Source organism: Dactylosporangium sp. CA-139066, from assembly GCF_050936175.1.
Taxonomy (GTDB): domain Bacteria; phylum Actinomycetota; class Actinomycetes; order Mycobacteriales; family Micromonosporaceae; genus Dactylosporangium.
Genome location: NZ_JBNJNH010000002.1, coordinates 1,485,709 through 1,507,498 on the forward strand (window position 1 = coordinate 1,485,709; position 21,790 = coordinate 1,507,498).

Here is a 21,790-nt window from a genome sequence, read left to right on the forward strand (position 1 = left end):
TTCCTAGAAGAGAGTCCGTTGGCGCGTATGGGCGACCGTTGCGCGGTATCGCCCGATCAACGCCCGGACCAGCACGCCGCCCGGCACTGGCGTCACCGCACCGAACCTGGTCAGCAGGTCGACCGCTTCGACCCGGAGCCGGTCGGGGTCGGCGTGCCAGGGGGCGCCGAAAGCCGAGCCGTACCGCTGGAGAATCGCGGCGACAGCCTCGCGCAGAAAACTGTCGGTGACGAACGGCAGCCGTGCGAGCTCGGTCTCGGTATCGGTGCCGCCCGCATCGTCCGCGTCAGCTGTCGTTTCAAGATCACCTATGGGTACCCGGGCCGCCGTGGGCAGTGCGGCATCCGCGGCGGCAATGAGGGCGGCCTGACGCTCACGAGGATCCGGCGCCGGCATCCGCCGGACCCGGCGGCCGTCCGGGTCCGTTGCCCGCTCGGCCAGGTCGACCGCGAGCAGTACCGCGGCCTGCGCCACAGAGCCGGTGCCCGGGAACCGCTCCATGGAGAAGCCGACCGTATCGACGAGCAACACCCCCTCGGCGCGCCGCTCGACTCGCAGCCCGGTCAGCCGGTGCAGGTCTGCGGGCAGCGCTGTGCCGCGCAGATGGTTCGCGACGGCGGTGTCGACGTCGCTGAAGTACACGATCGGCGACTCGGCGACGGCGCGGCGCGCGGCCTGCGCCGCCGCCCGTCGCTCGGTGTTGCCGCTCGTGACCGCCGAGCGTTCCAACAGCGCGCTGACGGTGTCGACGTGCTGCAACACCCGCGGCGGGTGGAAGAGGGCGACCAGGGCGTCGCGGGCGATGTCGTACAGCGCCTCGCCGGCCGCGGGATCGCTGGCCCACGACGCGCTCGACCCGTCGGCCACCCGGAGCACTCCGCGCTCCTCCAGCCAGGTCACCGCGTCGACGAACGCGCGCCGGTCGGCGCCCGAGTCCGGGTCGAGCCCGAGGCCGCCGATCCGGTTCGCATCGGCGGACACGGCGTCGGCGAGTTCGCTCACCGTGGTTTGGACGCCGGCCCGGCCAAGCGCCGCAAGGCACAAGGCGAGGTACGCATAGCGCTGCCGGTCGAACGGGCGGCCGTTGCGAGTTGTCGCCGGCCGGTCAGGGGTGAGCTGGTCGGCGGCCCGCACCAGCCGGGCGGTAGACCCGTGCAGCTCCAGCTGGTACCCGAACGCCTCCGCGAGGTCACGGCGCAACTCCGCGGCGAACCGCCGGACCCGGATGAGCGCTCGCTCATCCGGATACGTCGCGGTGATCAGCGGGTGGCGCAGGACGAGCCGTACCGCTCGCTGGTAATCGGCCAGGTCCAGTTCGGACACGTCCGCCGCGAACCTCACGACACGCTCGCCAGTTCGGCCGCCGGTTCGGGCCGCTTGGCCACCGTGTGCTCCGCGGGCGACACGCTCAGCGCGTATCCGTCCAGGTGCAGCCGCCCCGTCGTTGTCACCGCGGTGGTGAAACGGCCCGGGGTAGGCGTGAGCGTGAGCCGCACCCCGTAGGCCGCCGCGGCCAGCGGCGCGTCGGCGCGCCCGGCCACCCGGGCGGCCAGAGCCACATCCAGCAGCCGGCGCAACACCGCCGTCTGCGCCTCGTCGAGCGGCTGCGCATCGGCGGCGAGGTCCTCGCCGGCCTGCTGCTCCACGAGCCGTGCCGCGGCGGCCACGCTGCGGCGTTCGTCGGCGAGCTGGCGTTCCCTCAGCCGGTCACGCTGCCCGTGAGAACGGTCGAGCCTGGCCGGTCGGCCGTTGCCCTGTCCGGGGGTACGGCCGAACTGCACGAGTGTGCGGGACAGCTCGACCGGCGGCGCCTCCCACCACGACGCGCGGGTCGGGATGAGCTCCGGGTCGGCGTAAGCGACGCCGACGTGGCGGGGCGCGCCGAGTCCGAAGACCACCTCGAAGACAGCGTGCGCGACGTCGACGGAGCCGACGCAGGTGAACCACGCGGCGAGATGACGCAACTGCGACTCGCGGCTCACCCCACCCCGGCGCGCTTCGGTGACCCGCCGAAGCAAGGCCAGCACGTCACCGATCGCCGCCATCGTCGCACCGGCGAGGCGGTCCGCCTCGCTGAGGGCGCCGTCGCCCGGGGGCGCGAGCCACGAGCGGAGGCCGGCCCAGCGGCGCCGCCAGTCGTCCAGTCGCTCGGCCGGGGTGGCGAAGAGCCGCTCGTCCGCCTCGGCGGCCGCCTCCACCATGCGGTCCAACCCGGTGGTTTCTACCTCGAGGACCGCCTCGCGCAGCCGCGGCGTGTACCGCTGGAGCTCGTCGTGGAAATCGCGTAGGTGCGTCAGCAGCGCGTCCTTGTGCGCGAGGAACGCCTCGGGCCGCACGTCCGGCGTGCGGCTCAGGTCGCCCAGCATGTGGTAGAAGCGGGCGGCGCGTTCGGCGATGTCCGCCAGCGCCCGGTCCAGCCGGCTGAGCTTGCGGTAGACCTCTTCTGCGTCGCCATCGGCGTTCGCAGCGGCCAGGGACTTGAGGTCGGCGAGAAGATCGGCGAAGACCAGTCGAGACAGGGCGCTGTCACCGACACCCGCGGCGAGCACCGACTCGACCGCCCGATGCGCGCGATAACCGGCCTCGGTGAACTGGTACACCGAGTGACGGTTGCGGTACTCCGCCAGCGTCGCTGCGCGGGCGCCGTCCTGCCCACGATCCAGCACACCCCAATCGACGAGGGCGTCGAGCAGTCGCGGGAGCTCCAGCCCGGCAGGATCCGGACACTCGGGGTAGGCCGCTGCCAGTCCGGCCATGGCGGCTGCCACCTCGGACGTGTGCAGAACCACCTGATAGCTGGACCGGGCGGCGTCGAGGGACCGCAGGACCCACAGATAAGCCGTCCGGTTGTCCGCCGTGACGTAGCTGAACAGGCGCATCCGGTCGTCCAGACTGAAGTCGTCCAGTCCGAACGACGGCGGATTCGGCTGCGCCATCGGGCCCCCTCGAAATCGACCGACTAAACCTAGTCGAGACGCTCGTGAGAGACCAGTTCGACCACTCGTAAGGTTCGTTGAGATGTGTCAGATTCCTGGGTCGGGGTTGCCCGTCCCCGGCGCGCCCTGCACGCAGATCGACTCGTCGAGCTCGGCGCGCACCAGCTCGTCCTGCTCGGGCTGGATCGTGGCGACGATGTCGCGCATCGGCCCGACGCGGGGCCGCTCGATCTCCTCGAGCAGGATTCGGCTGGTCCCGATGTCCTCGCCGGCCGTCAGATGCTCGTCCTCGAACGAGGTCAGGTCCCCCTCGACGAACCCGTACCGCCGCCGGACCGCCACGCCCTGCGGCTCCTTGACGCTGGCCTGGTAGAACTTGCGCGACACCGGCGCCCGCCAGTCGAGCACCATCGGCTCGCCCTTCGCGTCGGTGACGTGCCGCCGCCCGATGTGGAAGCGGTCGTCCTCGATGTTGAGCTTGCCGAAGAACGGCGGCGTGTCGGGGTTGTCGGCCAGCTCTGCGATCCGCCGCGACAGGTGCCGCCCGAGCGTCTCCGCCGCGAACGCGTCCCCGGCCACCTGGTCGCCGGTCGCGAAGAGATCCTCGGCATGCTCCCGCATGCGCCGCAGCGCGAGCCGCGATGCGGCCAGATAATCTCGCTCCTGGTGAAGTTCCGTCTCGGATGCGGGCACGGTGATGTCTATCGGGTCATCGGCTGCTCGCTCGCGTATCCAGGTCACGCCTGGCGCGTGGGACGTCCGCTGCGGTGTCGACCTCACCGCGGCCGTCAAGCGGACCACCACGCTACGCGTTGGCGCTCGTGGGCCCCACTGATTTACCCGGCCGCCCGGCGGAACCGGTACTGCTCCCTTCTGGGCGGCCGGCGTGGCACCCTTGTGGCAGGATTCGTCAGGAGGTGAGTCGCCGATGAGCGTGGCCGTGCTTGAGCATGTCGGTCCGTGGAGCGAGGACGAATACTTCGCACTCGGCGAGACCACGAATCGGATCGAGTTGTTCGACGGGAGTCTGCTGGTGAGCCCGGCACCGACCACGCGCCATCAGCACATCTCCAGGCGACTGGCCAACTTGATCGATACGCCGGCCGACGCGGCTGGTCTTTGGGTCTACGAAGCGGTCAACGTCCGCCTGGCGAGTGGACGGATCTTCATTCCCGATCTCGTGGTGACGCCCGTCGAGAACGTCACGATGATCGACGCGCCAGATGTTGCGCTGGTGGGCGAGGTTGTCTCACCCGGAAACGCGGGTGCTGACCGCCTGTTGAAGATGCAGCTGTATGCCGCTGCGCGGATCGAGTGGTACCTGCTCGTCGAGCCTGAGCAGCCGGATTCGGTGACGTTGCGGCTGCTGCGCCTTGACGGTCAGCACTACGTGGAGCATGCGGTTGCGAAGGACGGCGAGACGCTGACGGCCGACGGTCCGTTCGCGATCGAAATCGACACTCGCGCCCTGCTACGTCGCCGATAGTGACGAGTATCTGAGCCTCGAAAGTGTGCCAAATTCCGGGGTTGGGGTTGCCCGTCCCGGGCGCGCCCTGCACGCAGATCGACTCGTCGAGCTCGGCGCGCACCAGCTCGTCCTGCTCGGGCTGGATCGTGGCGACGATGTCGCGCATCGGCCCGACGCGGGGCCGCTCGATCTCCTCGAGCAGGATGCGGCTGGTGCCCTGCTCCTCGCCCATCGTCAGGTGCTCGTCCTCGAAGCTGGTGAGCTCGCCCTTGACGAACCCGAAGCGCCGGCGCACGTCGACGCCCTGCGGGTCACGGGCGCTGGCCTGGTAGAACTTGCGCGACAGGGGCGCGCGCCAGTCGAGCACCATCGGCTCGCCGGCGGTGTCGGTCACGTGCCGGCGCCCGACGTGGTACTCGTGGTCGTCGAGGTCGAGCCGCCCGAAGAACAGCGGCGTGTCGGGGTTGTCGGCGAGGTCGGCGATGCGCCGGGCGAGCGTCCGCCCGAGGGTCTCGGCGGCATAGGCGTCACCGGCGACCTGGTCCCCGGTGGCGAACAGGTCCTCAGCGCGCTCGCGCATGCGTTTGAGCGCCTGTCGTGATGCGTCGAGGTGGGCTCGCTCCGCGGCGAGCTCGGCTTCGAGTGCGGGCACGGTGATCCTCTGTCGAGATCGGTTGGCTCGCTCGCGTATCCAGCGGTGACACACCGTGGCGCGTGGAGACGTCCGCTGCGGTGCCTACCTCACCGCGGCCGTCAAGCGGCCATCCACATTACGCCGCGGTGTGTCCACCGCTCCACCGATTTATGCGCGGTTCCGGCGCCGGTACTCCTCGACCGGCAACCCGCCCAGCCCCAGATTGACCTGATCGAGACGGTGGTCGTGGAGGCGCAGGCGTCGGGCCAGGCCGCCGCGGGGCTGGACGCCCGCGAGACGGCCCGCTCGATCGTCGCCCAGATCGAGGGCCTGGTCCTGCTGGCGAAGCTCCTGAACGACCCGTCCCAGCTCGACCGCCTGTGGCAAAACTGCCTGGGCCTGCTCCAGTCCGGGTCTGTCACCCTTCGCCGGCCGGTGGGGCCGGCGAAGGCGGGGAACCGATGGTCAGGCTACTTGGATCTTGGGGCTGGTGGCCGGGCGGAAGAGGTCCGTCTGGCCGGGGTAGTACGCGCGCCAGTAGCCGGGCTGGGCGGACTCGATGGTGGTGTTGAAGTTGTAGCCGCCGTCGGCCTGGATGGTGCTCACGGTCGTCCAGTCGGTGGACCGGCCCGTCGGCGAGTACTGGATCTGCACCGGCGTCACGCCGGGGGAGAAGTTGCCGAACTTGAGCTTGCCGCTGACGCTCACCGTGCCGTCGGGGTTGCGGGCGGCGTTGAACTCGCTGAACGACGACGGCTGGAGGACCACCAGGTCGGCGCTCGGCTTGATCACCGTGGCGATGAAGGGGTCGTTGGGGTTCAGGCCGACCTGGTAGTGGCCCGACGAGTACGGCGTGACCTGGATGGAGAAGCGGCCATCGGCGTCCGTCGTGGGGTAGTCGAAGCTGACCGGGTTGCAGTTGTCGGGCTGGTAGAAGGGGCAGAACAGCAGGCCGAACTGCTTGTTCGCCAGCGGCTGCCAGCCGTCCTTCGAGTGCCACTGGAACTGGCCGCTGACCGTGATGGTGTCGCCGGCGTTGATCCGGGCCTTGCTGAGCTTGACGGTGGCCCGCGAGGCGGCCGGGTTGAGGGCGACCGGGAGCTGGTCGGTGTTGCTGCTGTAGTAGTTGAGGTGGTCGTTGTCGTAGGAGTAGTAGGCGTAGACGGTGCCCGCCTGCTGCAGGTGCAGCACGCCGGAGAACTTCCCGCCGGCGCCCGTCGTCACCTCGGTGAAGTCGCCGGGGTACGACGAAAGCTGCATCGGGAAGCCGGACAGCGCCTCCACGTGGCCGTCGCCCGGCCACCGGCCGTTGAGGCGGCCGGACAGGGTGACGTCGCGCTTGTAGTACGTCATCGCCGCGGGCTGGACCTTGACCTGGTCGATGAACGTCGCCACGCCGTACGCCAGATCCCCGGCGTAGGGCTGCAGCACGTGCTGGCCGTCGCGGTCGGTGACCTCGACGTCGACCCGGTAGCCGCCGAGCTGCGGGATCTGGAACCGCTCGGCGGTGACCCAGACGCCGTCCTGCTCGGTGCCCGAGGACAGGTTGAACTGGTCGGTCGCCGCGACCTCCTGCTGCGTCGCGTACGAGATGATGTGGGCCTTGATCGATGCGACGCCGCTCTCCGCGCTCGCGGCGACCTCGAGCCGCCCGAGATCGTCGTTGACGCTGTGCGCCCAGTTGACCGTCGGCGGGTCCGCCGCGTAGGCCGGAGCCGGCGCCAGCATCGCGCCGGTGATCGCCGTGGCCGTGGCAGCGGCCAGGGCCATGCCGAATCGCCGCACGTTTCCTCCCCGTGAGGTGCAGCCGATGGCGGGCGGACGCCCGCCGCGCGGAGCGTAACGCAGCCGCGGGCTCCGGGGTGTACCGCCGAAATCAGCCCAGCAGCTCGCGAAGCTCGGGGACCAGGTCGATGGCGAGGAACGACCCACCTGTGGGGTCCATCACCTGCGCGGCGAAGCCGATGCCGGCGTCGATCGGGCCGGCCAGGACGCGGCCGCCGAGGGCCTTGGCGCGCTCCACGAAGCCGGCGCAGTCGTCGATGGTGAAGATCGTGCGCCAGTGCTGCGGGGTCTCCGGCGGGTACTGCTCGCCCATTGGGCTCAGGCCGCCGACGACGCGGTTGGCGGAGATCCACTCGTGGTACTCGTGCTCGACGACCGCGGTGCCCTCCTGCTCGGTCCAGCCGAAGACCTTGCCGTAGAACGCGGCCGCGGCGGGGACGTCGCGGGTCACCGTCTCGCTCCAGCAGATCGACGAGGGCTCGTTGGTGACCTGGGCGCCGGCGAAGCGGCCGCGCTGCCAGACGCCGAAGACGCCGCCGGCCGGGTCGGAGAAGAGCGCCGCGCGGCCGCGGCCGGCGAGGTCGACCGGCGGCTGCAGGACCGTGCCGCCGGCCTCGGCGACCGTGGCCGTCGTGGCGTCGGCGTCGGCCGTCGAGATGTACGTCAGCCAGGCCGACCGCCCGCTCGGCGACGCGGCCAGGCCGGCCACGGCGAGGCCGTGCAGCAGGAACGTGGTGGCGCCGTCCTCGGTGGGCTCGGTGGTCCAGCCGAACAGCCCGCAGTAGAACTCTGCCGCCGCGGCCGGGTCGCCGCTGCTCAGCACCGACCAGCACGGGGTGGCCGGGGCGTACCCTCGAACTCGCAACCTGGCATTCCTCTCCGCGGCGGGGAAGCACAGGCTAAGGCAGTGATCACTGCTTGGTCAGCAGCTGTTTGGTCACCTCGCGGCAGGTCTTCACGCCATAGTCCTTGCCGAGCGAGCTCGGGTAGTGGGCCATGATCGCGAGGCTCCAGCCGTCGCCGAGGGCCATGCACGCGATGTGCCACTGCCCGTCGTCGCGGGCCAGCCAGCCGTTCTTGATCGCCGTGGTCTTCTGCACGTCGGCCGGGAGCACCTCGATCGGCCCGAACCGCCCCGGCCCGCGCACGTTGCGCATCTCGTTGAGCAGCCAGTCGGTCCACTTCGGCCCGGCCGCGCGTCCGTCGCCGATGCACTTGGCCAGCCGCGCCACGTCCCGCGCCGACATCTGCGTCAGGCTCCAGGAGTTCTGGGTGCCCTTGGTCTCGGTGAGCCCGCAGAGCGTGATCATGCGCTTGATGGAGTTCAAGTTGCCGTTCTCGACGTGGTACTTGAACGTGTTCTCGGTCTCCGAGTCGCGGATCATCCGGCTCAGCTCGGCGAGCGCGGTGCTGCTGGGCTGCTTCTTCGCCTCGGCCTGCCGGCGCAGCCAGTCCGCGGCCACCCAGGCCTTCGCCATCGAGGCGGTGTCGCTCGTCGTGTACGGCGTGGAGCCGTACATCTGGTCGGTCTTGTGGTCGTAGTACGCCCACGACCAGAAGCCCTTCACGTTCATCGTCACCGGCTGGGTGGGCGTGAACAGCGGTCCGCTGACCGACGGCGAGACGACCGCGCTCGGGGTCACGCCGCCGCTGGGCGCCGGGCCGGCGGCCTCGTCGGTGGCGTTCGCCGCGGCGGGCGCGTGGCCGTCGGGCGCCTTCTTGGTGCACCCGGCCGCCAGGAGCAGTACCACGGCCGCGACAGCGAGGGGGCGTCGCATCCCATGAGGGTAGCCGCTGTGACAATGGCCGCCCCGCCCGCTTGAGCCGGTCCGGTTGGGGCACCATGGGCTGTGTGCCTGCATTGCAGCGGCCCCGCGTCGGCCACATCCAGTTCCTGAACTGCCTGCCTATCTACTGGGGCCTGATGCGTTCGGGCGCGCTGATCGACGTGGACCTGCACAAGGACTCGCCGGAGCGCCTCAACGCGGCCCTCGTCGCCGGTGACCTGGATATCGGCCCGATCTCGCTGGTGGAGTACCTGCGAAACGCCGACGACCTGCTGCTCCTGCCCGACCTCGCGGTGGGCAGCGACGGCCCGGTGCTGTCGGTGAACGCCGTTTCGACGGTACCGCTGGAGTCGCTCGACGGCCGCCGCGTGGCCCTCGGCGCCACGTCGCGCACCGGCGTGCTGCTCGCGCAGATGTACCTCGAGTCCCGCGTCGGCGTGCGCCCGACGTACTTCAACAGCCCGCCCGACCTGGCCCGCATGCTCGACGAGGCCGACGCCGCCGTGATCATCGGCGACGTCGCCCTGCGCGCGATGCACGACGCCCCGCAGCACGGCTGGCGCGTCACCGACCTGGGCCAGGCCTGGCGCGACTGGACCGGCCTGCCGATGGTCTTCGCCGCGTGGGCTGTGCGCCGCGACTTCGCCGAGGCCCATCCGGGCCTGGTCAAGGACGTGCACGAGGCGTTCCTGCGCTCGCGCGAGCTCTGCCTGACCGAGCTCGACGACGTGGCCGCGGCGGCGGCGCGCTGGGAGACGCTTTCCGCGGAGACCCTGGCCACGTACTTCCGCGTGCTCGACTTCTCGCTGGGCGAGCGCCAGGTGGCGGGGGTGCGGGAGTTCGCGCGACGCGCGGCCGAGCGCGGTGCTGTGCCCCCGCTCCCGGCGGACGGCCCGGCGTTCTTCCACGGCTGACCGCCGGCGTTGTTGCGATAAGTCGGGCGCTCCGCGCCACGACTTATCGGATTTATCTCCCGTCAGGGCATAAATCCGATATGCCGTTTCCGGGCGGTTTTGGTTGCTCTTAGCGCGTTCGATCGTCGCCGACGCCATTGGACTCGGCGGGCGGCGGTCAGATGAGCGGTGACCAGCGACGCCCCCGGCTGAAACGACCGCCCGCGATAGGTCGGCGGTGTTAGAGGCCGGCGCGAGATGCGGTGCGTCGGTGTGCGGGCGCAAGGCGCGGGACGCGCGGCGCGACTGGTCGGGCGCGGTCGTGCGGGCGCGTGCGGCGCGGCCGTGCGGGTGCGCGGCGGGTCGTGCTGGCGGTGCGTGGCCTCGGCGCGCGAGAGGCGCTCAAATGCGGTCGGGTGGGTGGTGCGCGGCAGGCCGAGGTCCGAGCGATCTGACCCGATTTATCTCCGGTCAGGGTATAAATCCGACAAGTCGGGCGCGGAGCGCCCGACTTGTCGTAAAACCCGTGGGGCCGCGAAGAAAGCGTCAGGCCTGGAGTTGCTTCGTTACCTGCTCGCAGATGTCGTGGCCGTACTCCTCGCCCTTCGACAGCGGGTACACGGTCAGCACGCCCAGGACCCAGTCCGTGCCGATCGCCAGGCAGTTCACGTGCCACTTGCCGTCGCTGCGGTTGATCCACCCGTTCTTCACCGCCGTACTGGCCTGCTCCGACGCCGGCAGGGCCGGCACGATGCCGAACTTCTGGTCCGACTCCACGTTGCGCATCTCGTTGAGCAGCCAGTCCGTCCACTTCGGGCCGGCCGCTCGGCCGTCGCCGATGCACGCGCCCATGCGGGCGGCGTCGCGGGCCGAGACCAGGGTGCTGGCCCAGTCGATGTACGCCTTCGAGTCCGTCAGGCCGCACATCTGCACCAGCCTCGTGATGCTCGCCGACCTGCCGTCGAGGTCCCAGAAGTACGAGGCCGCGGTGTTGTCGCTGTGGCGGATCATGTCCGTGAGCTGGCTCAGGTTGGACTTGCTCGGGCTGGCGTTGCGGCGCAGGTAGTCCGCGGCGAGCCAGGCCTTGATCATCGAGGCGGTGCGCTGGGCGGTGCCGGCGTTCGACGAGCCGGCCATCGCGCCGGTGCGGCGGTCCAGCACCGTCCAGGACCAGAAGCCGGTCGCGTTGATCGTGACGGGGGCCGGATGCAGCAGGGCGGGGGCCAGCGTGGGGGCCGTCGGTGCGGCGGGGGCGGCCTTGCGGCTCGGGGCCTCGCTCGGGGCGGCCGGGCTCTCGTCGTCCTCGGCCGCCGAGGCGGGGGAGGCGGCGTCGGAGTAGCTGTCGAGCAGGTCGCTGCCCCAGATGAACGGCACGCCGACGAGCAGGGCGGCGACGAGCAGTACAAAGGCGGTGAATCCGACGCGCTTACGCATGAGGTCGGTGGTCCCTCCCGTGGCGGTGCCGGCGCTCAACACGTCGTAAGCGATCGCTGCCTCACCCGACGTGAGTGAATTTGCCCGATCAGTCTCTCCTTCAACCAAACGGACCGCAGTTCGGATGCGCTCAAAAGTCCCTGGTAAATGGCTCGATGTGGTGTGACACCTTGTTGCACGAAGTGCCGGATGCTGTAACACTTGGCTCGTGTACGGCAACGACTTCGCCCCGCTGCTCGAGCAGGTCGACAGCGCCGAGCGGGACCTGCACGCGGCCGCCGGTGAAAAGATCAACAACGGCGGTGAGCTGCAGGAGTACTTCGATGCGATCGTGGCGGCCGATCAGAAGATCGAGCCGCGTGACTGGATGCCCGAGGCCTACCGCAAGACCCTCATCCGGCAGATCGCGCAGCACGCGCACTCCGAGATCATCGGCATGCAGCCCGAGGGCAACTGGATCTCGCGGGCGCCGACGCTCAAGCGCAAGGCGATCCTGCTGGCGAAGGTGCAGGACGAGGCCGGGCACGGGCTGTATCTCTACGCGGCGGCCGAGACGCTCGGCGTGGACCGCGCCGAGCTCGTGTCGATGCTGATCGAGGGCCGCCAGAAGTACAGCTCGATCTTCAACTATCCGACCCTGACCTGGGCGGACATCGGCGCGATCGGCTGGCTCGTCGACGGCGCGGCGATCGTCAACCAGGTGCCGCTGTGCCGCTGCTCCTACGGGCCGTATGCGCGCGCCATGATCCGCATCTGCAAGGAGGAGTCGTTCCACCAGCGGCAGGGGTACGAGATCCTTCACACCCTGGCCCACGGCACCGACGAGCAGCGGGCGATGGCCCAGGACGCCGTCGACCGGTGGTGGTACCCGTCGCTGGCCATGTTCGGCCCGCCGGACGGCGACTCCACGCACTCGGAGCGCTCGATGGCCTGGAAGATCAAGCGATTCACCAACGACGAGCTGCGCCAGCGGTTCGTCGACATGTGCGTCCAGCAGGCCGGCGTGCTCGGGCTGCGGCTGCCCGACCCGGACCTCAAGTGGAACGAGGAGCGCGGCGCGCACGACTACACCCAGCCCGACTACGACGAGCTCATGCGCGTGATCAAGGGCGAGGGTCCCTGCAACCGCCAGCGCATGGCGCACCGCCGCCGTGCCCATGAAGAAGGTGCGTGGGTGCGCGAGGCCGCCCGCGCGCATGCGGAGAAGAAGCATGTCTGAGCCGCTCTGGGAGATCTTCGTGCGACCCCGCCGCGGGCTGGCCCACCAGCACGTCGGGTCCCTGCACGCCCCCGACGCCGAGATGGCGCTGCGCAACGCCCGCGACGTGTACACCCGCCGCCAGGAGGGCGTGTCGATCTGGGTGGTGCCGGCCGGGGCGATCACCGCGAGCAGCCCGGACGAGAAGGACGCGTTCTTCGACCCGGCCGCCGACAAGGTGTACCGCCACCCGACCTTCTACGCCGTCCCGGAAGGTGCCGAGCACATATGACGGCGACCGTGGAGCGGGTGCTGGCCCTCGGCGACGACGCGCTGATCGCGGCGCAGCGGCTCGCCGAGTGGTGCTCCCGCGCGCCCGAGATGGAGGAGGACATCGCGCTGGCCAACATCGCGCTGGACCAGCTCGGCGCCGCGCGGCTGCTGCTGACCTACGCCGGCGAGCTGGAGGGGCGCGGGCGCGACGAGGACGACCTGGCCTTCCTGCGCGAGGATCGCGACTTCCGCAACGCGCTGCTGGTCGAGCTCGACAACGGGGACTTCGCGGTGACGATCGGCAAGCTGCTGTTCCTTTCGATCTTCCAGCGCCTGCTGTACGACCAGTTGCGCGCCGGCGACGACCCGCGCCTGGCCGGCATCGCCGCGAAGGCGCGCAAGGAGTCGGCCTACCACGCGGAGCACGCGACGCTGTGGACGGTCAGGCTCGGCGACGGCACCGAGGAGTCCCACCGGCGGATGCAGGCGGCGGTCGAGGCCCTGTGGCCGTACACCCACGAGCTCTTCGAGGAACCGCACGCCGACCTCCGCCCGGCCTGGCTGGCCGAGGTCGACGCGGTGCTGGCCGAGGCGACGCTGACCCGACCGGCCGACGGCTGGGCGCCGACGGGCGGGCGGCTCGGCGTACACACGGAGGCCCTGTCCAAGCTCCTGGCCGAGATGCAGGTCCTGCACCGCGCGCACCCCGGGGCGACGTGGTGAGCGCGCGCGAGCTGGCCGCCGCGGTGCGCGACCCGGAGCTGCCGCTGGTCACCATCGAGGAGCTCGGCATCCTGCGCGACGTCGCCGAGCGGGACGGGCGGGTCACGGTCACGATCACCCCGACGTACTCCGGCTGCCCCGCGATGGACCTCATCCGCGCCGACATCGTGGCCGCCCTCGACGCGGGCGGCTTCGCCGACGTGACGGTCGCCACCGAGCTGGCCGAGCCGTGGACGACCGACTGGATCACGCCGACGGGCCGGCGGAAGCTGGCGAACGCCGGGATCGCGCCGCCCGCGCCGGCCGGGGGCCCGGTGCGCCTGGCGCTCACCGTGCGCTGCCCGCGCTGCGGCTCGCCGGAGACCGAGGAGCTGTCCCGCTTCGGCGCCACCGCGTGCAAGGCGCTGTGGCGGTGCCGGGCCTGCCGCGAGCCGTTCGAGCGGGTGAAGCCGATATGACCGTCTCGCAGATCCGCCGGCCGGTGAAGCGCCGGCCGATGTTCCACCGCCTCGCCGTGCTCGACGTGGAGCGGCTGACCGACGACGCCGTCGCGGTGACGTTCGACGTGCCGGCCGACCTGCGGGAGCACTTCGCGTTCCGGGCCGGGCAGCACCTGACGGTCCGGCGGCACACCGAATCCGAGGAGATCCGCCGGTCGTACTCCATCTGCTCGACGCCGGCGCTGCTGCGCGACGAAGGGGTGCTGCGCGTCGGCATCAAGCGGGTCCACGGGGGCGCGTTCTCGACGTACGCGCTGTCGGAGCTCGCCCCCGGCGACGAGGTCGACGTGCTGCCGCCGCTCGGGCACTTCACGAGCGCGTTCGACCCGGCCCGGGCCCGGCATTACGCGGCGGTCGCGGCCGGCTCCGGGATCACGCCGGTGCTGTCGCTGGCCGCGACGGCGCTCGCCACCGAGCCGACGAGCCGATTCACGCTGGTGTACGGCAACCGCGCCGCCGCCACCGTGATGTTCGCCGAGGAGCTGGCCGACCTCAAGGACCGCTATCCGCAGCGGCTGCACGTGGTGCACGTGCTCTCCCGCGAGGCCCAGGAGTCGCCGCTGCTGTCGGGGCGGCTGGATGAGGCGCGCATCGGCGCGATCCTCGACGCGCTGCTGCCGGCCGGCTCCGTCGACGAGTGGTTCCTCTGCGGGCCGCACGGCATGGTGCTGGACGCGAAGGTGGCGCTCAGCGAGCGGGGCGTCGAGGATGCCGCGGTACACACGGAGCTCTTCCACGTCGACGACACCCCGCCGCTGGCCCGGGCCGCCGCGCCCGCGCCCGACGACCCGGGGGCCGAGGTCAGCATCGTGCTCGACGGGCGCGAGACCGCCTTCACGATGGCCCACGACGAGCGGATCCTCGACGCGGCGCTGCGGGCGCGGCCCGAGCTGCCGTACGCGTGCAAGGGCGGCGTCTGCTCGACCTGCCGGGCCAAGGTCGTCGAAGGGCAGGTCGAGATGGCGCGCAACTTCGCGCTCGAGCCCGACGAGCTCGCCGCCGGATATGTCCTGACCTGTCAGTCGATGCCGATCACGGATCGGGTCGTGGTCGACTTCGACGCATGACCCCGGGTAGTCGCAGAATCGCACCCATCCGCCCGGCCGGCGGCTCCGAATGAGCGACATGAGACCCGAACCCGAGCTGCCGCCGCAGCGGCTCGTCGCGGTACCGCCACCGCGGCAGCGCCCGCCCGACGCCGACGAGCTGCTGGCCCGCGTGGCGCGCGGCGACGAGCGGGCCTTCGCCGAGCTCTACGACCTCGTGTCCGCCCGGGTGTACGGGCTGATCCGCCGGGTGCTGCGCGATCCGGCGCAGTCCGAGGAGGTCGCGCAGGAGGTCATGGTCGAGGTCTGGCGCACCGCCGGGCGCTACGACCCGGCCCGCGGCTCCGCCACCGCCTGGGTCTTCACCATCGCCCACCGCCGCGCCGTCGACCGGGTCCGCGCCGAGCAGGCCGGGGTCGAGCGGGTCCGGCGGGTCGCCGCCGTCAGCGCCGAGACGCCGTACGACGACGTCGTGGAGACCGCGACCGCCCGCATCGAGCAGCAGCAGGTGCGCCGCTGCCTCGACGGCCTCACCGAGCTGCAGCGGGAGGCGATCACGCTGGCGTACTACGGCGGCAACAGCTATCGCGAGGTGGCGGATCTCCTCGGTACGGCGCTGCCGACCATCAAGACGCGCATGCGCGACGGCCTGATCCGCATGCGCGACTGCCTGGGGGTGACGCTGTCATGACCGGCATGGTGGACATCCATGCGCTGGCCGGCGCCTATGCGCTGGACGCGGTCGACGACCTCGAGCGCGCCGCCTTCGACCGGCACCTGCGCGACTGCCCGTCGTGCGCGGCCGAGGTCGCCGAGCTGCGCGAGACGGCGGCCTGGCTGGCCGAGCCCGTCGCCGAGGCGCCTCCGCCGCGGATGCGGGAGGCCGTTCTGGCGCGGGTTCGCGGTACACCTCAGGAGCGAGGCCGACCGGGCTCGGCCGTCACCGGCCGGGCGGACCGCGGGCGGCTGCGGCGCTGGGCCGTCTCCGGCGTCGCCGCGGCGGTGCTCGCGGCCGGCGCGAGCGTCGCGACCTGGGCCGTCGCCGAGCGGGAGATCGCCGCCGAGCGCGCGACCCAGGCGAGCATCGACGCCGTGCTGGCGTCCGCCGACGCCCGCCTGGTCCAGGGCCGGATGCAGGGCGGGCAGGTCACGATGGTGGTCTCGCCGTCGCGCGACGCCGCCGTGGCCGTGCTCGACGGCTTCGCACCGCCGGGCGACGGCAAGACCTACCAGCTGTGGATGATCGGCGACTCCGCTCGCGATGTGGGGCTTTCGTCCGGTACCGGGCGCTACTACATCAAGGGCCTGGCCGACCAGTTCGGGGTCAGCCGCGAACCGGAGGGGGGCTCCAAGGCGCCGACCGAGATCGTCGGCCGCCTAGATGTCCGCTAGCGCCGCCATGTCCTCGGCGGTGGGCTGCCAGGCCGCCGCCGCGACGTTGGCCGCGACCTGCTCGGCCGTGGTCGCGCCGGCGATGACGCTGGCCACGGCCGGCTTGGCGGCGAGCCCGCCAATGGCCACGGTCAGCAGGTCCAGCCCGCGCTCCTCGGCAAAGGCGGCGAGGCGCTCGATGCGGTCCCAGGGCGCGTCCGCGAGCACCCGCTCGAAGCCCTCCCGGGCCAGCCGGGAGCCGGGCGGCGGGGCGTCGCCGCGGCGGTACTTGCCGGTGAGCAGCCCGAGCTCCAGCGGGAAGAAGGGCAGCAGACCGAGGCCGAAGTGCTCCAGCGCCGGTACCAGATTGGCCTCCACGGTCCGGTCCAGCAGCGAGTAGCGGTTCTGCGCGCTGACGAACGGGGTCAGGTGGCGCGTCTGCGCGATCCAGGCGGCGTCGGCGGCCTGCCAGCCGGAGAAGTTCGAGTGGCCGATGTACCGCACCTTGCCCGAGCGCACGAGGTCGTCGAGCGCGGCCAGCGTCTCCTCCAGCGGGGTCTGCGGGTCGGGACAGTGCATCTGGTACAGGTCGATGTAGTCGGTGCCGAGCCGGCGCAGGGAGGCCTCGGCGGCGCGCACGATGTAGCGGCGTCCGCCGCGCGCGCCCCAGTCCGGCCCGTAGGCGCCGCGGGTGTCCATGCCGAACTTGGTGGCCACGATCGCCCCGTCGCGGCGCTTGCCGAGGGCGGCACCGAGGGCCTCCTCGGACGCGCCGGCGGTGGCGCCGTACACGTCGGCGGTGTCGAAGAGCGTGATCCCGTGCTCGAGGGCGGCGTCGACGACCTCCGCCGCGCGGGTCGCGTCGATGCGCCCGCCGAAGTTGTTGCAGCCGATGCCGACCGCCGACACAGTGAGACCCGAGCGCCCGAGACGCTGGTATCGCATGTCAGTCACCTCCGTGATCCTAGGCACGCCCGCTCGACCGCGTGGCCGCTCTGGGTACGCTCTGGGTGTGACGACTCCGGTGATCAGCGAGATTCTGCAGCGTGCCGCCGACGGCGGCCGTATCGGCCCGGACGAGGCGCTGCTGCTCTACACGGACGCGCCCTTCCACGAGCTCGGCGAGGCCGCCGACTCCGTCCGCCGGCGTCGCTACCCGGACAACATCGTCACCTACATCATCGATCGCAACATCAACTACACCAACGTCTGCGTGACGGCGTGCAAGTTCTGCGCGTTCTACCGGGCGCCGAAGCACGCCGAGGGCTGGACGCACGGCACCGAGGAGATCCTGCGCCGCTGCGCGGAGGCGGTCGACCTCGGCGCCACGCAGGTGATGCTGCAGGGCGGGCACCACCCCGACTACGGCGTGGAGTACTACGAGGAGCTCTTCTCCGCCGTCCACGCCCAGTTCCCCGACCTGGTCATCCACTCGATCGGCCCGTCCGAGGTCCTGCACATGGCCAAGGTCTCCGGCGTCTCGATCGACGAGGCGATCACCCGGATCAAGGCCGCCGGCCTGGCGTCCATCGCCGGCGCCGGCGCCGAGATGCTGCCCGACCGCCCGCGCCAGGCGATCGCCCCGCTCAAGGAGTCCGGCGCCCGCTGGCTGGAGGTCATGGCGGCCGCGCACCGGCAGGGCGTCTCCTCGACGGCCACGATGATGATGGGCACCGGCGAGACCAACGCCGAGCGCATCGAGCACCTGCGGCTCATCCGCGACGTGCAGGACCTGGCGGTGGCCAACGGCTACTCCGTCGAGGCCGACCTCGCCGGCACGGTCGGCGGGTTCCGCTCCTTCATCCCGTGGACCTACCAGCCGGAGAACAACCACCTGAAGGGCCGCACGCAGGCCACCAGCCTGGAGTACCTGCGGCTGGTCGCGGTCGCCCGGCTGTTCTTCGACAACATCGCCCACCTGCAGTCGTCCTGGCTGACCACGGGCAAGGACGTCGGCCAGGTGTCGCTGCACCTCGGCGTGGACGACCTGGGCTCGATCATGCTGGAGGAGAACGTGATCTCCTCCGCCGGCGCCCGGCACCGCTCCCGCCTGACCGAGCTGGTCCAGATGATCCGCAGCGCCGACCGCATCCCGGCGCAGCGGGACACGCAGTACCGTCACCTCAAGGTCCACCTGACCGAGGCCGACGACCCGACCGACGAGCGCGTGCAGTCGCACTTCTCGTCGATCGCCATCCCCGGCGGCGGCACGGGCCGCTCGCTCCCGCTGACCCCGGTGAACTCATGACGCGCGCGACACTGGACAAGGAGCCGCACGAGGTTGCGGCGATGTTCGACGGCGTGGCCCGCCGTTATGACCTGACCAACACCGTCCTCTCGGGCGGCCGCGACCGCATGTGGCGCCGCGAGACCAGGCTGGCGCTGGGCCTCAAGCCCGGCGAGAAGGTCCTGGACCTGGGCGCCGGCACCGGCGTGTCGACCCTGGAGCTGGGCCGCTCGGGCGCCTTCGCGGTCGGCGCCGACATCTCGGTCGGCATGCTCCAGGCCGGTCGCGAGAAGCGCCCGGAGGTCCCCCTCCTGGCCGCCGACGCCCTGCACCTGCCGTTCGCCGACGAGACCTTCGACGCCGTCACCATCTCCTTCGCCCTGCGCAACATCGCCGACACGGACGCCGCGCTGGCCGAGATGGCCCGCGTCACCAAGCCCGGCGGCCGCCTGGTGGTGTGCGAGTTCAGCACCCCGACGTGGCGCCCGTTCCGCGCGGTGTACCAGGGCTACCTGGTCGGCGCCCTGCCCCAGGTCGCGAAGCGCGTGTCGAGCAATCCGGACGCGTACCAGTACCTGGCGGAGTCGATCCGCGCCTGGCCGGACCAGGCGGGCCTGGCCGCACGCATCGGCGCCAACGGCTGGCGCAAGGTCGCCTGGCGCAACCTGACCGGCGGCGTGGTGGCTATGCACCGCGGCTTCCGCATCTAACCCAGCACGCTCGCCGCGAAAACGATAAGTCGGGCACTCCGTGCCACGACTTATCGGACTTATGCCCCGACAGGCGATAAGTCGGATTCGACGCCTGGAGGAGCCCCGGCCGGGCGGTTCTCTCCCTGGCGAGCGCAGGTGGCTCCGGCGGCACGACGAGGCGGGCGCACCTGCTCTGTTGAGGGCCCCCGGCCGGCGCTCGGCGGGGCGTGAGATGCGGTTCTCCCGGTTGTCCCCAGTGGCGGCGACAAGCGCCCGGCTTGGCGGTTCGAGGGCGACGAGGATGCTCGGGCTGGCGATCGACGGCGGCGAGGCGGCGGAGGGCTATGACGCACCCGGCGGGCACGCACAACGACAAGTCGGGCACTTCGTGCCACGACTTGTCGGATTTTTCGCCGGTCAGGGTATAAATCCGAAATGTCGCGGCGCGGAGCGCCCGACATTTCGCAGCGATCACGGGTACCGGGTCGGCGAGAGGTGGTCGAGCAGGGCGCGAAGTTCCCGCGTGATCTCCGTCGCCCGATGCTCGAAGTCCGCACGTGTATAAGAGGTCAACGTCCACCCCGACGCCGCCAGTCGCAGCCGCGTGCGAGCCGGCCCGCCCGGAGCGAACGTCGACGAACCGAGGTCCACCGCCAGCCGGGCCGTGGCGAACGCCACGTCCGCGACCATGATCCGGCCCCAGCGGTCCGCAATCGGGACCGCCTCCGCCCAGGACCACAGGCCCGCGCGGCGCAGCGAAGCCAGCACCAGGTGGCGCAATGCGACGTCCACGGTTACTCAGGATTGTTGCCCGATCACCCGCTGTCGACGTACAAGCTATGCCTGTGGACAACCGTGCGCGCGTCGGGTGAGGCGGTCGGCGTGGTGACCGTCTGGGTGAAAAATTAGGGTCGCCTTACCGACAGGAGGGCTGTTCACGGTTCTAGACTGCTCCACGGATGACTTTGTGAAGACTTTCACGAACGCCGGAAGAGACGCGAAACGAGCGGCAAGTGAACGGGCAGGGGGTGTGATGGCTGTGACCGACACCGGGAAAGACGCGGACGTCATCGTCGTCGGCGCCGGGCCGGGCGGATCCGCTACGGCGTTCCACCTTGCCCGGCACGGGCTTCGGGTTCTGCTGCTGGAGAAGACCGAGTTCCCGCGCGAGAAGGTGTGCGGCGACGGGCTCACGCCGCGCGCGGTCAAGCAGTTGATCACGATGGGCATCGACACCACCGAGGAGAAGGGCTGGCTGCGCAACCGCGGCCTGCGCGTCATCGGTGGCGGGGTGCGCCTCGAGCTCGACTGGCCCGACCTCGCCAGCTTCCCGGATTACGGGCTCACCCGGACCCGCATGGACTTCGACCAGATGCTCGCCACCGCCGCGACCGACGCCGGCGCCGTGCTGCGGAGCGGGACGAACGTCACCGGGCCGATCCTCGACCGCACCGGGCGGGTCGTCGGCGTGACCGCGACCGGGCCCGACAAGGAGCCGCTGGAGTTCCGGGCGCCGCTGACCATCTCCGCGGACGGGGTCTCCGGGCGGTTCGCGCTCGCGCTGGGCATCGCCAAGCGCGACGACCGGCCGATGGGCGTCGCCGTCCGGCAGTATTACCGCAGCGAGAGCCGCCACGACGACGACTACCTCGAGTCGTGGCTGGAGCTGCGCAGCCGGGAGTCCGGCGACAAGCTCCTGCCGGGCTACGGCTGGATCTTCGGGCTCGGCGACGGCCGGGTCAACGTCGGCCTGGGCGTGCTCAACAGCAGCGTCGCCTACGGCAAGACCAACTACAAGACGCTGCTCGCCGACTGGCTGGACAACACCCCGGCCGACTGGGGCCTGTCCGACCCGGCCAACGCCGACGGCAAGGCGCAGGGCGCGGCCCTGCCGATGGGCTTCAACCGGGTGCCGCACTACTCCCGGGGCGTCCTGCTCGTCGGTGACAGCGGTGGCATGGTCAACCCCTTCAACGGTGAGGGGATCGCCTACGCCATGGAGTCCGGCGAGCTGGCGGCGGAGATCGCCATCCAGGCGCTGGCCCGCCCGCAGGGCACCGCGCGCGAGCGGGTGCTCGCCAACTACCCCACCGAGCTCAAGGCCCGCTACGGCGGCTACTACCGGCTCGGAAACGTGTTCGTCAAGCTCATCGGCAATCCGCAGGTCATGCGGATCGCCACCAAGCACGGCATGCCCCACCCGACCCTCATGCGGTTCGTGCTCAAGCTGCTCGCCAATCTCACCGATCCGCGAGGTGGCGATGCGATGGACCGCGTGATCAACGCCATGACCCGGCTCGCGCCAGCCGCCTAGACCACGTTGACCCCCAAAGGGGCTGGCCAAAGCCGCATTTGGGGTGCCCCGGACGAAGCCGTCCAGGCATCACCGAATAGTGTTTAAACGCACCGCTTACAGCACTTGAGCGGCCCCGGCCGCCGAAAGGACGGAGCAGCACGATGTCGCTCGCGCCGTACATACCGATTCTCGGGCTCTTCGCCCTAGCCGCCGCCTTCGCACTGTTCTCGGTCGCGGTCGCCCCGTTCGTGGGCCCCCGGCGCTTCAACAGGGCGAAGCTCGACGCCTACGAGTGCGGTATCGAGCCCACGCCGCAGCCCGTCGGTGGCGGTCGCTTCCCGGTCAAGTTCTACCTGACCGCGATGCTGTTCATCGTCTTCGACATCGAGATCATCTTCCTGTACCCCTGGGCCGTGAACTTCGACGCGCTCGGCCTCTTCGGGTTCGTGGAGATGGTGCTGTTCATCGTCACCGTGTTCGTCGCGTTCGCCTATGTGTGGCGGCGCGGTGGGCTGGATTGGGACTGA

Annotated in this window: 21 protein-coding genes and 3 pseudogenes; 14 read left to right on the plus strand and 10 right to left on the minus strand. The window is 71.0% G+C overall.

The genetic code is table 11. The annotated features are described in order from the left end of the window. Positions 1-3 precede the first annotated feature (3 nt). From ACQEVU_RS51625 to ACQEVU_RS51635, 3 genes and pseudogenes are all read right to left on the minus strand, one after another. Positions 4-1,341, minus strand: coding sequence for a DUF2398 family protein (locus tag ACQEVU_RS51625; RefSeq protein WP_433337982.1), 1,338 nt, complete (start codon positions 1,339-1,341; stop codon positions 4-6). Beyond that, a complete protein-coding gene (locus ACQEVU_RS51630; RefSeq protein ID WP_433337984.1) occupies positions 1,338-2,936 on the minus strand; it encodes a TIGR02677 family protein in 1,599 nt (532 codons plus the stop codon). Before ACQEVU_RS51630 ends, ACQEVU_RS51625 begins: the two co-directional genes overlap by 4 nt. A 90-nt stretch (positions 2,937-3,026) precedes the next feature. After that, positions 3,027-3,629 (minus strand): annotated as a pseudogene (locus ACQEVU_RS51635) (AAA family ATPase); the annotation flags it as partial. Positions 3,630-3,864: 235 nt separating this feature from the next. Between ACQEVU_RS51635 and ACQEVU_RS51640 the strand changes: the two are divergent. Next, positions 3,865-4,422: a Uma2 family endonuclease gene (locus ACQEVU_RS51640; protein ID WP_433337986.1), complete on the plus strand. Its 558-nt coding sequence runs from the start codon at positions 3,865-3,867 to the stop codon at positions 4,420-4,422. Between the two features lie 31 nt (positions 4,423-4,453). Here the strand turns inward: ACQEVU_RS51640 and ACQEVU_RS51645 are convergent. Beyond that, positions 4,454-5,062: pseudogene (locus ACQEVU_RS51645) on the minus strand (AAA family ATPase); the annotation flags it as partial. Positions 5,063-5,278: 216 nt separating this feature from the next. Between ACQEVU_RS51645 and ACQEVU_RS51650 the strand changes: the two are divergent. After that, a pseudogene (locus ACQEVU_RS51650) lies at positions 5,279-5,413 on the plus strand (TetR family transcriptional regulator C-terminal domain-containing protein); the annotation flags it as partial. Positions 5,414-5,503: 90 nt separating this feature from the next. Here ACQEVU_RS51650 and ACQEVU_RS51655 read toward each other — a convergent pair. From ACQEVU_RS51655 to ACQEVU_RS51665, 3 genes are all read right to left on the minus strand, one after another. After that, on the minus strand, positions 5,504-6,823 hold the full coding sequence (locus ACQEVU_RS51655) for a hypothetical protein (protein WP_433337988.1): 1,320 nt from the start codon (positions 6,821-6,823) through the stop codon (positions 5,504-5,506). A 91-nt stretch (positions 6,824-6,914) separates the two neighbouring features. Next, positions 6,915-7,688, minus strand: a complete 774-nt coding sequence (locus tag ACQEVU_RS51660) for a VOC family protein (RefSeq protein WP_433337990.1) — start codon at positions 7,686-7,688, stop codon at positions 6,915-6,917. A gap of 46 nt (positions 7,689-7,734) precedes the next feature. Next, the gene (locus ACQEVU_RS51665; RefSeq protein ID WP_433337992.1) at positions 7,735-8,601 is read right to left on the minus strand and encodes a hypothetical protein; all 867 of its coding nucleotides are present in this window, start codon (positions 8,599-8,601) and stop codon (positions 7,735-7,737) included. Between the two features lie 65 nt (positions 8,602-8,666). On the opposite strand from ACQEVU_RS51665, the gene ACQEVU_RS51670 reads away from it, so the two are divergent. Continuing rightward, the gene (locus tag ACQEVU_RS51670) at positions 8,667-9,524 is read left to right on the plus strand and encodes a menaquinone biosynthetic enzyme MqnA/MqnD family protein (protein WP_433337994.1); all 858 of its coding nucleotides are present in this window, start codon (positions 8,667-8,669) and stop codon (positions 9,522-9,524) included. 525 nt (positions 9,525-10,049) lie between these two features. On the opposite strand, the gene ACQEVU_RS51675 is transcribed toward ACQEVU_RS51670, so the two are convergent. After that, a complete protein-coding gene (locus ACQEVU_RS51675) occupies positions 10,050-10,937 on the minus strand; it encodes a serine hydrolase (RefSeq protein WP_433337996.1) in 888 nt (295 codons plus the stop codon). Positions 10,938-11,145: 208 nt separating this feature from the next. Here ACQEVU_RS51675 and paaA point away from each other — a divergent pair, with 208 nt between their 5' ends. Genes paaA through ACQEVU_RS51710 form a run of 7 tightly spaced genes read left to right on the plus strand, consistent with a single transcriptional unit; the run spans position 11,146 to position 16,069 of the window. Further along, on the plus strand, positions 11,146-12,156 hold the full coding sequence (gene paaA, locus ACQEVU_RS51680) for a 1,2-phenylacetyl-CoA epoxidase subunit PaaA (protein WP_433337998.1): 1,011 nt from the start codon (positions 11,146-11,148) through the stop codon (positions 12,154-12,156). Next, positions 12,149-12,427 (plus strand): 1,2-phenylacetyl-CoA epoxidase subunit PaaB, encoded by a 279-nt coding sequence (paaB, locus tag ACQEVU_RS51685; protein WP_433338000.1) that lies wholly within the window; start codon positions 12,149-12,151, stop codon positions 12,425-12,427. The genes paaA and paaB overlap by 8 nt, the downstream gene beginning before the upstream one ends. Continuing rightward, a complete protein-coding gene (paaC, locus tag ACQEVU_RS51690) occupies positions 12,424-13,131 on the plus strand; it encodes a 1,2-phenylacetyl-CoA epoxidase subunit PaaC (protein WP_433338002.1) in 708 nt (235 codons plus the stop codon). The genes paaB and paaC overlap by 4 nt, the downstream gene beginning before the upstream one ends. Beyond that, positions 13,125-13,589, plus strand: a complete 465-nt coding sequence (gene paaD / locus ACQEVU_RS51695) for a 1,2-phenylacetyl-CoA epoxidase subunit PaaD (RefSeq protein ID WP_433338004.1) — start codon at positions 13,125-13,127, stop codon at positions 13,587-13,589. Before paaC ends, paaD begins: the two co-directional genes overlap by 7 nt. Continuing rightward, entirely contained in the window at positions 13,586-14,698 is a 1,113-nt protein-coding gene (gene paaE, locus ACQEVU_RS51700; protein ID WP_433338006.1) for a 1,2-phenylacetyl-CoA epoxidase subunit PaaE, read from the plus strand. The genes paaD and paaE overlap by 4 nt, the downstream gene beginning before the upstream one ends. A gap of 58 nt (positions 14,699-14,756) precedes the next feature. Then, entirely contained in the window at positions 14,757-15,368 is a 612-nt protein-coding gene (locus ACQEVU_RS51705; RefSeq protein WP_433338008.1) for a sigma-70 family RNA polymerase sigma factor, read from the plus strand. Further along, on the plus strand, positions 15,365-16,069 hold the full coding sequence (locus ACQEVU_RS51710; RefSeq protein WP_433338010.1) for an anti-sigma factor: 705 nt from the start codon (positions 15,365-15,367) through the stop codon (positions 16,067-16,069). The genes ACQEVU_RS51705 and ACQEVU_RS51710 overlap by 4 nt, the downstream gene beginning before the upstream one ends. On the opposite strand, the gene ACQEVU_RS51715 is transcribed toward ACQEVU_RS51710, so the two are convergent. Next, positions 16,055-17,011 carry an aldo/keto reductase gene (locus ACQEVU_RS51715; protein WP_433339736.1) on the minus strand — a complete coding sequence of 319 codons (957 nt, stop codon included), beginning with the start codon at positions 17,009-17,011 and terminating at the stop codon, positions 16,055-16,057. The two genes, ACQEVU_RS51710 and ACQEVU_RS51715, sit on opposite strands and share 15 nt — an antisense overlap. A gap of 49 nt (positions 17,012-17,060) precedes the next feature. Between ACQEVU_RS51715 and mqnC the strand changes: the two genes are divergently transcribed. Then, positions 17,061-18,296 (plus strand): cyclic dehypoxanthinyl futalosine synthase, encoded by a 1,236-nt coding sequence (gene mqnC, locus ACQEVU_RS51720; protein WP_433338012.1) that lies wholly within the window; start codon positions 17,061-17,063, stop codon positions 18,294-18,296. Next, positions 18,293-18,985 carry a demethylmenaquinone methyltransferase gene (locus tag ACQEVU_RS51725; RefSeq protein ID WP_433338014.1) on the plus strand — a complete coding sequence of 231 codons (693 nt, stop codon included), beginning with the start codon at positions 18,293-18,295 and terminating at the stop codon, positions 18,983-18,985. The genes mqnC and ACQEVU_RS51725 overlap by 4 nt, the downstream gene beginning before the upstream one ends. A 453-nt stretch (positions 18,986-19,438) precedes the next feature. On the opposite strand, the gene ACQEVU_RS51730 is transcribed toward ACQEVU_RS51725, so the two are convergent. Next, positions 19,439-19,759 (minus strand): hypothetical protein, encoded by a 321-nt coding sequence (locus tag ACQEVU_RS51730; protein WP_433338016.1) that lies wholly within the window; start codon positions 19,757-19,759, stop codon positions 19,439-19,441. Positions 19,760-20,000: 241 nt separating this feature from the next. On the opposite strand from ACQEVU_RS51730, the gene ACQEVU_RS51735 reads away from it, so the two are divergent. Beyond that, positions 20,001-21,281, plus strand: coding sequence for a geranylgeranyl reductase family protein (locus ACQEVU_RS51735; protein WP_433338018.1), 1,281 nt, complete (start codon positions 20,001-20,003; stop codon positions 21,279-21,281). 143 nt (positions 21,282-21,424) lie between these two features. Continuing rightward, positions 21,425-21,790, plus strand: a complete 366-nt coding sequence (locus ACQEVU_RS51740; protein WP_433338020.1) for an NADH-quinone oxidoreductase subunit A — start codon at positions 21,425-21,427, stop codon at positions 21,788-21,790.

Excerpts from the sequence above, each read along its gene's own strand:
- ACQEVU_RS51630 (WP_433337984.1), bottom strand. The coding sequence starts at position 2,936 with ATGGCGCAGCCGAATCCGCCGTCGTTCGGACTGGACGACTTCAGTCTG.
- ACQEVU_RS51640 (WP_433337986.1), top strand. The coding sequence starts at position 3,865 with ATGAGCGTGGCCGTGCTTGAGCATGTCGGTCCGTGGAGCGAGGACGAA.
- ACQEVU_RS51665 (WP_433337992.1), bottom strand. The coding sequence starts at position 8,601 with ATGCGACGCCCCCTCGCTGTCGCGGCCGTGGTACTGCTCCTGGCGGCC.
- ACQEVU_RS51670 (WP_433337994.1), top strand. The coding sequence starts at position 8,667 with ATGGGCTGTGTGCCTGCATTGCAGCGGCCCCGCGTCGGCCACATCCAG.
- ACQEVU_RS51675 (WP_433337996.1), bottom strand. The coding sequence starts at position 10,937 with ATGCGTAAGCGCGTCGGATTCACCGCCTTTGTACTGCTCGTCGCCGCC.
- paaB (WP_433338000.1), top strand. The coding sequence starts at position 12,149 with ATGTCTGAGCCGCTCTGGGAGATCTTCGTGCGACCCCGCCGCGGGCTG.
- paaC (WP_433338002.1), top strand. The coding sequence starts at position 12,424 with ATGACGGCGACCGTGGAGCGGGTGCTGGCCCTCGGCGACGACGCGCTG.
- paaE (WP_433338006.1), top strand. The coding sequence starts at position 13,586 with ATGACCGTCTCGCAGATCCGCCGGCCGGTGAAGCGCCGGCCGATGTTC.
- ACQEVU_RS51705 (WP_433338008.1), top strand. The coding sequence starts at position 14,757 with ATGAGACCCGAACCCGAGCTGCCGCCGCAGCGGCTCGTCGCGGTACCG.
- ACQEVU_RS51710 (WP_433338010.1), top strand. The coding sequence starts at position 15,365 with ATGACCGGCATGGTGGACATCCATGCGCTGGCCGGCGCCTATGCGCTG.
- ACQEVU_RS51725 (WP_433338014.1), top strand. The coding sequence starts at position 18,293 with ATGACGCGCGCGACACTGGACAAGGAGCCGCACGAGGTTGCGGCGATG.
- ACQEVU_RS51735 (WP_433338018.1), top strand. The coding sequence starts at position 20,001 with ATGGCTGTGACCGACACCGGGAAAGACGCGGACGTCATCGTCGTCGGC.
- ACQEVU_RS51740 (WP_433338020.1), top strand. The coding sequence starts at position 21,425 with ATGTCGCTCGCGCCGTACATACCGATTCTCGGGCTCTTCGCCCTAGCC.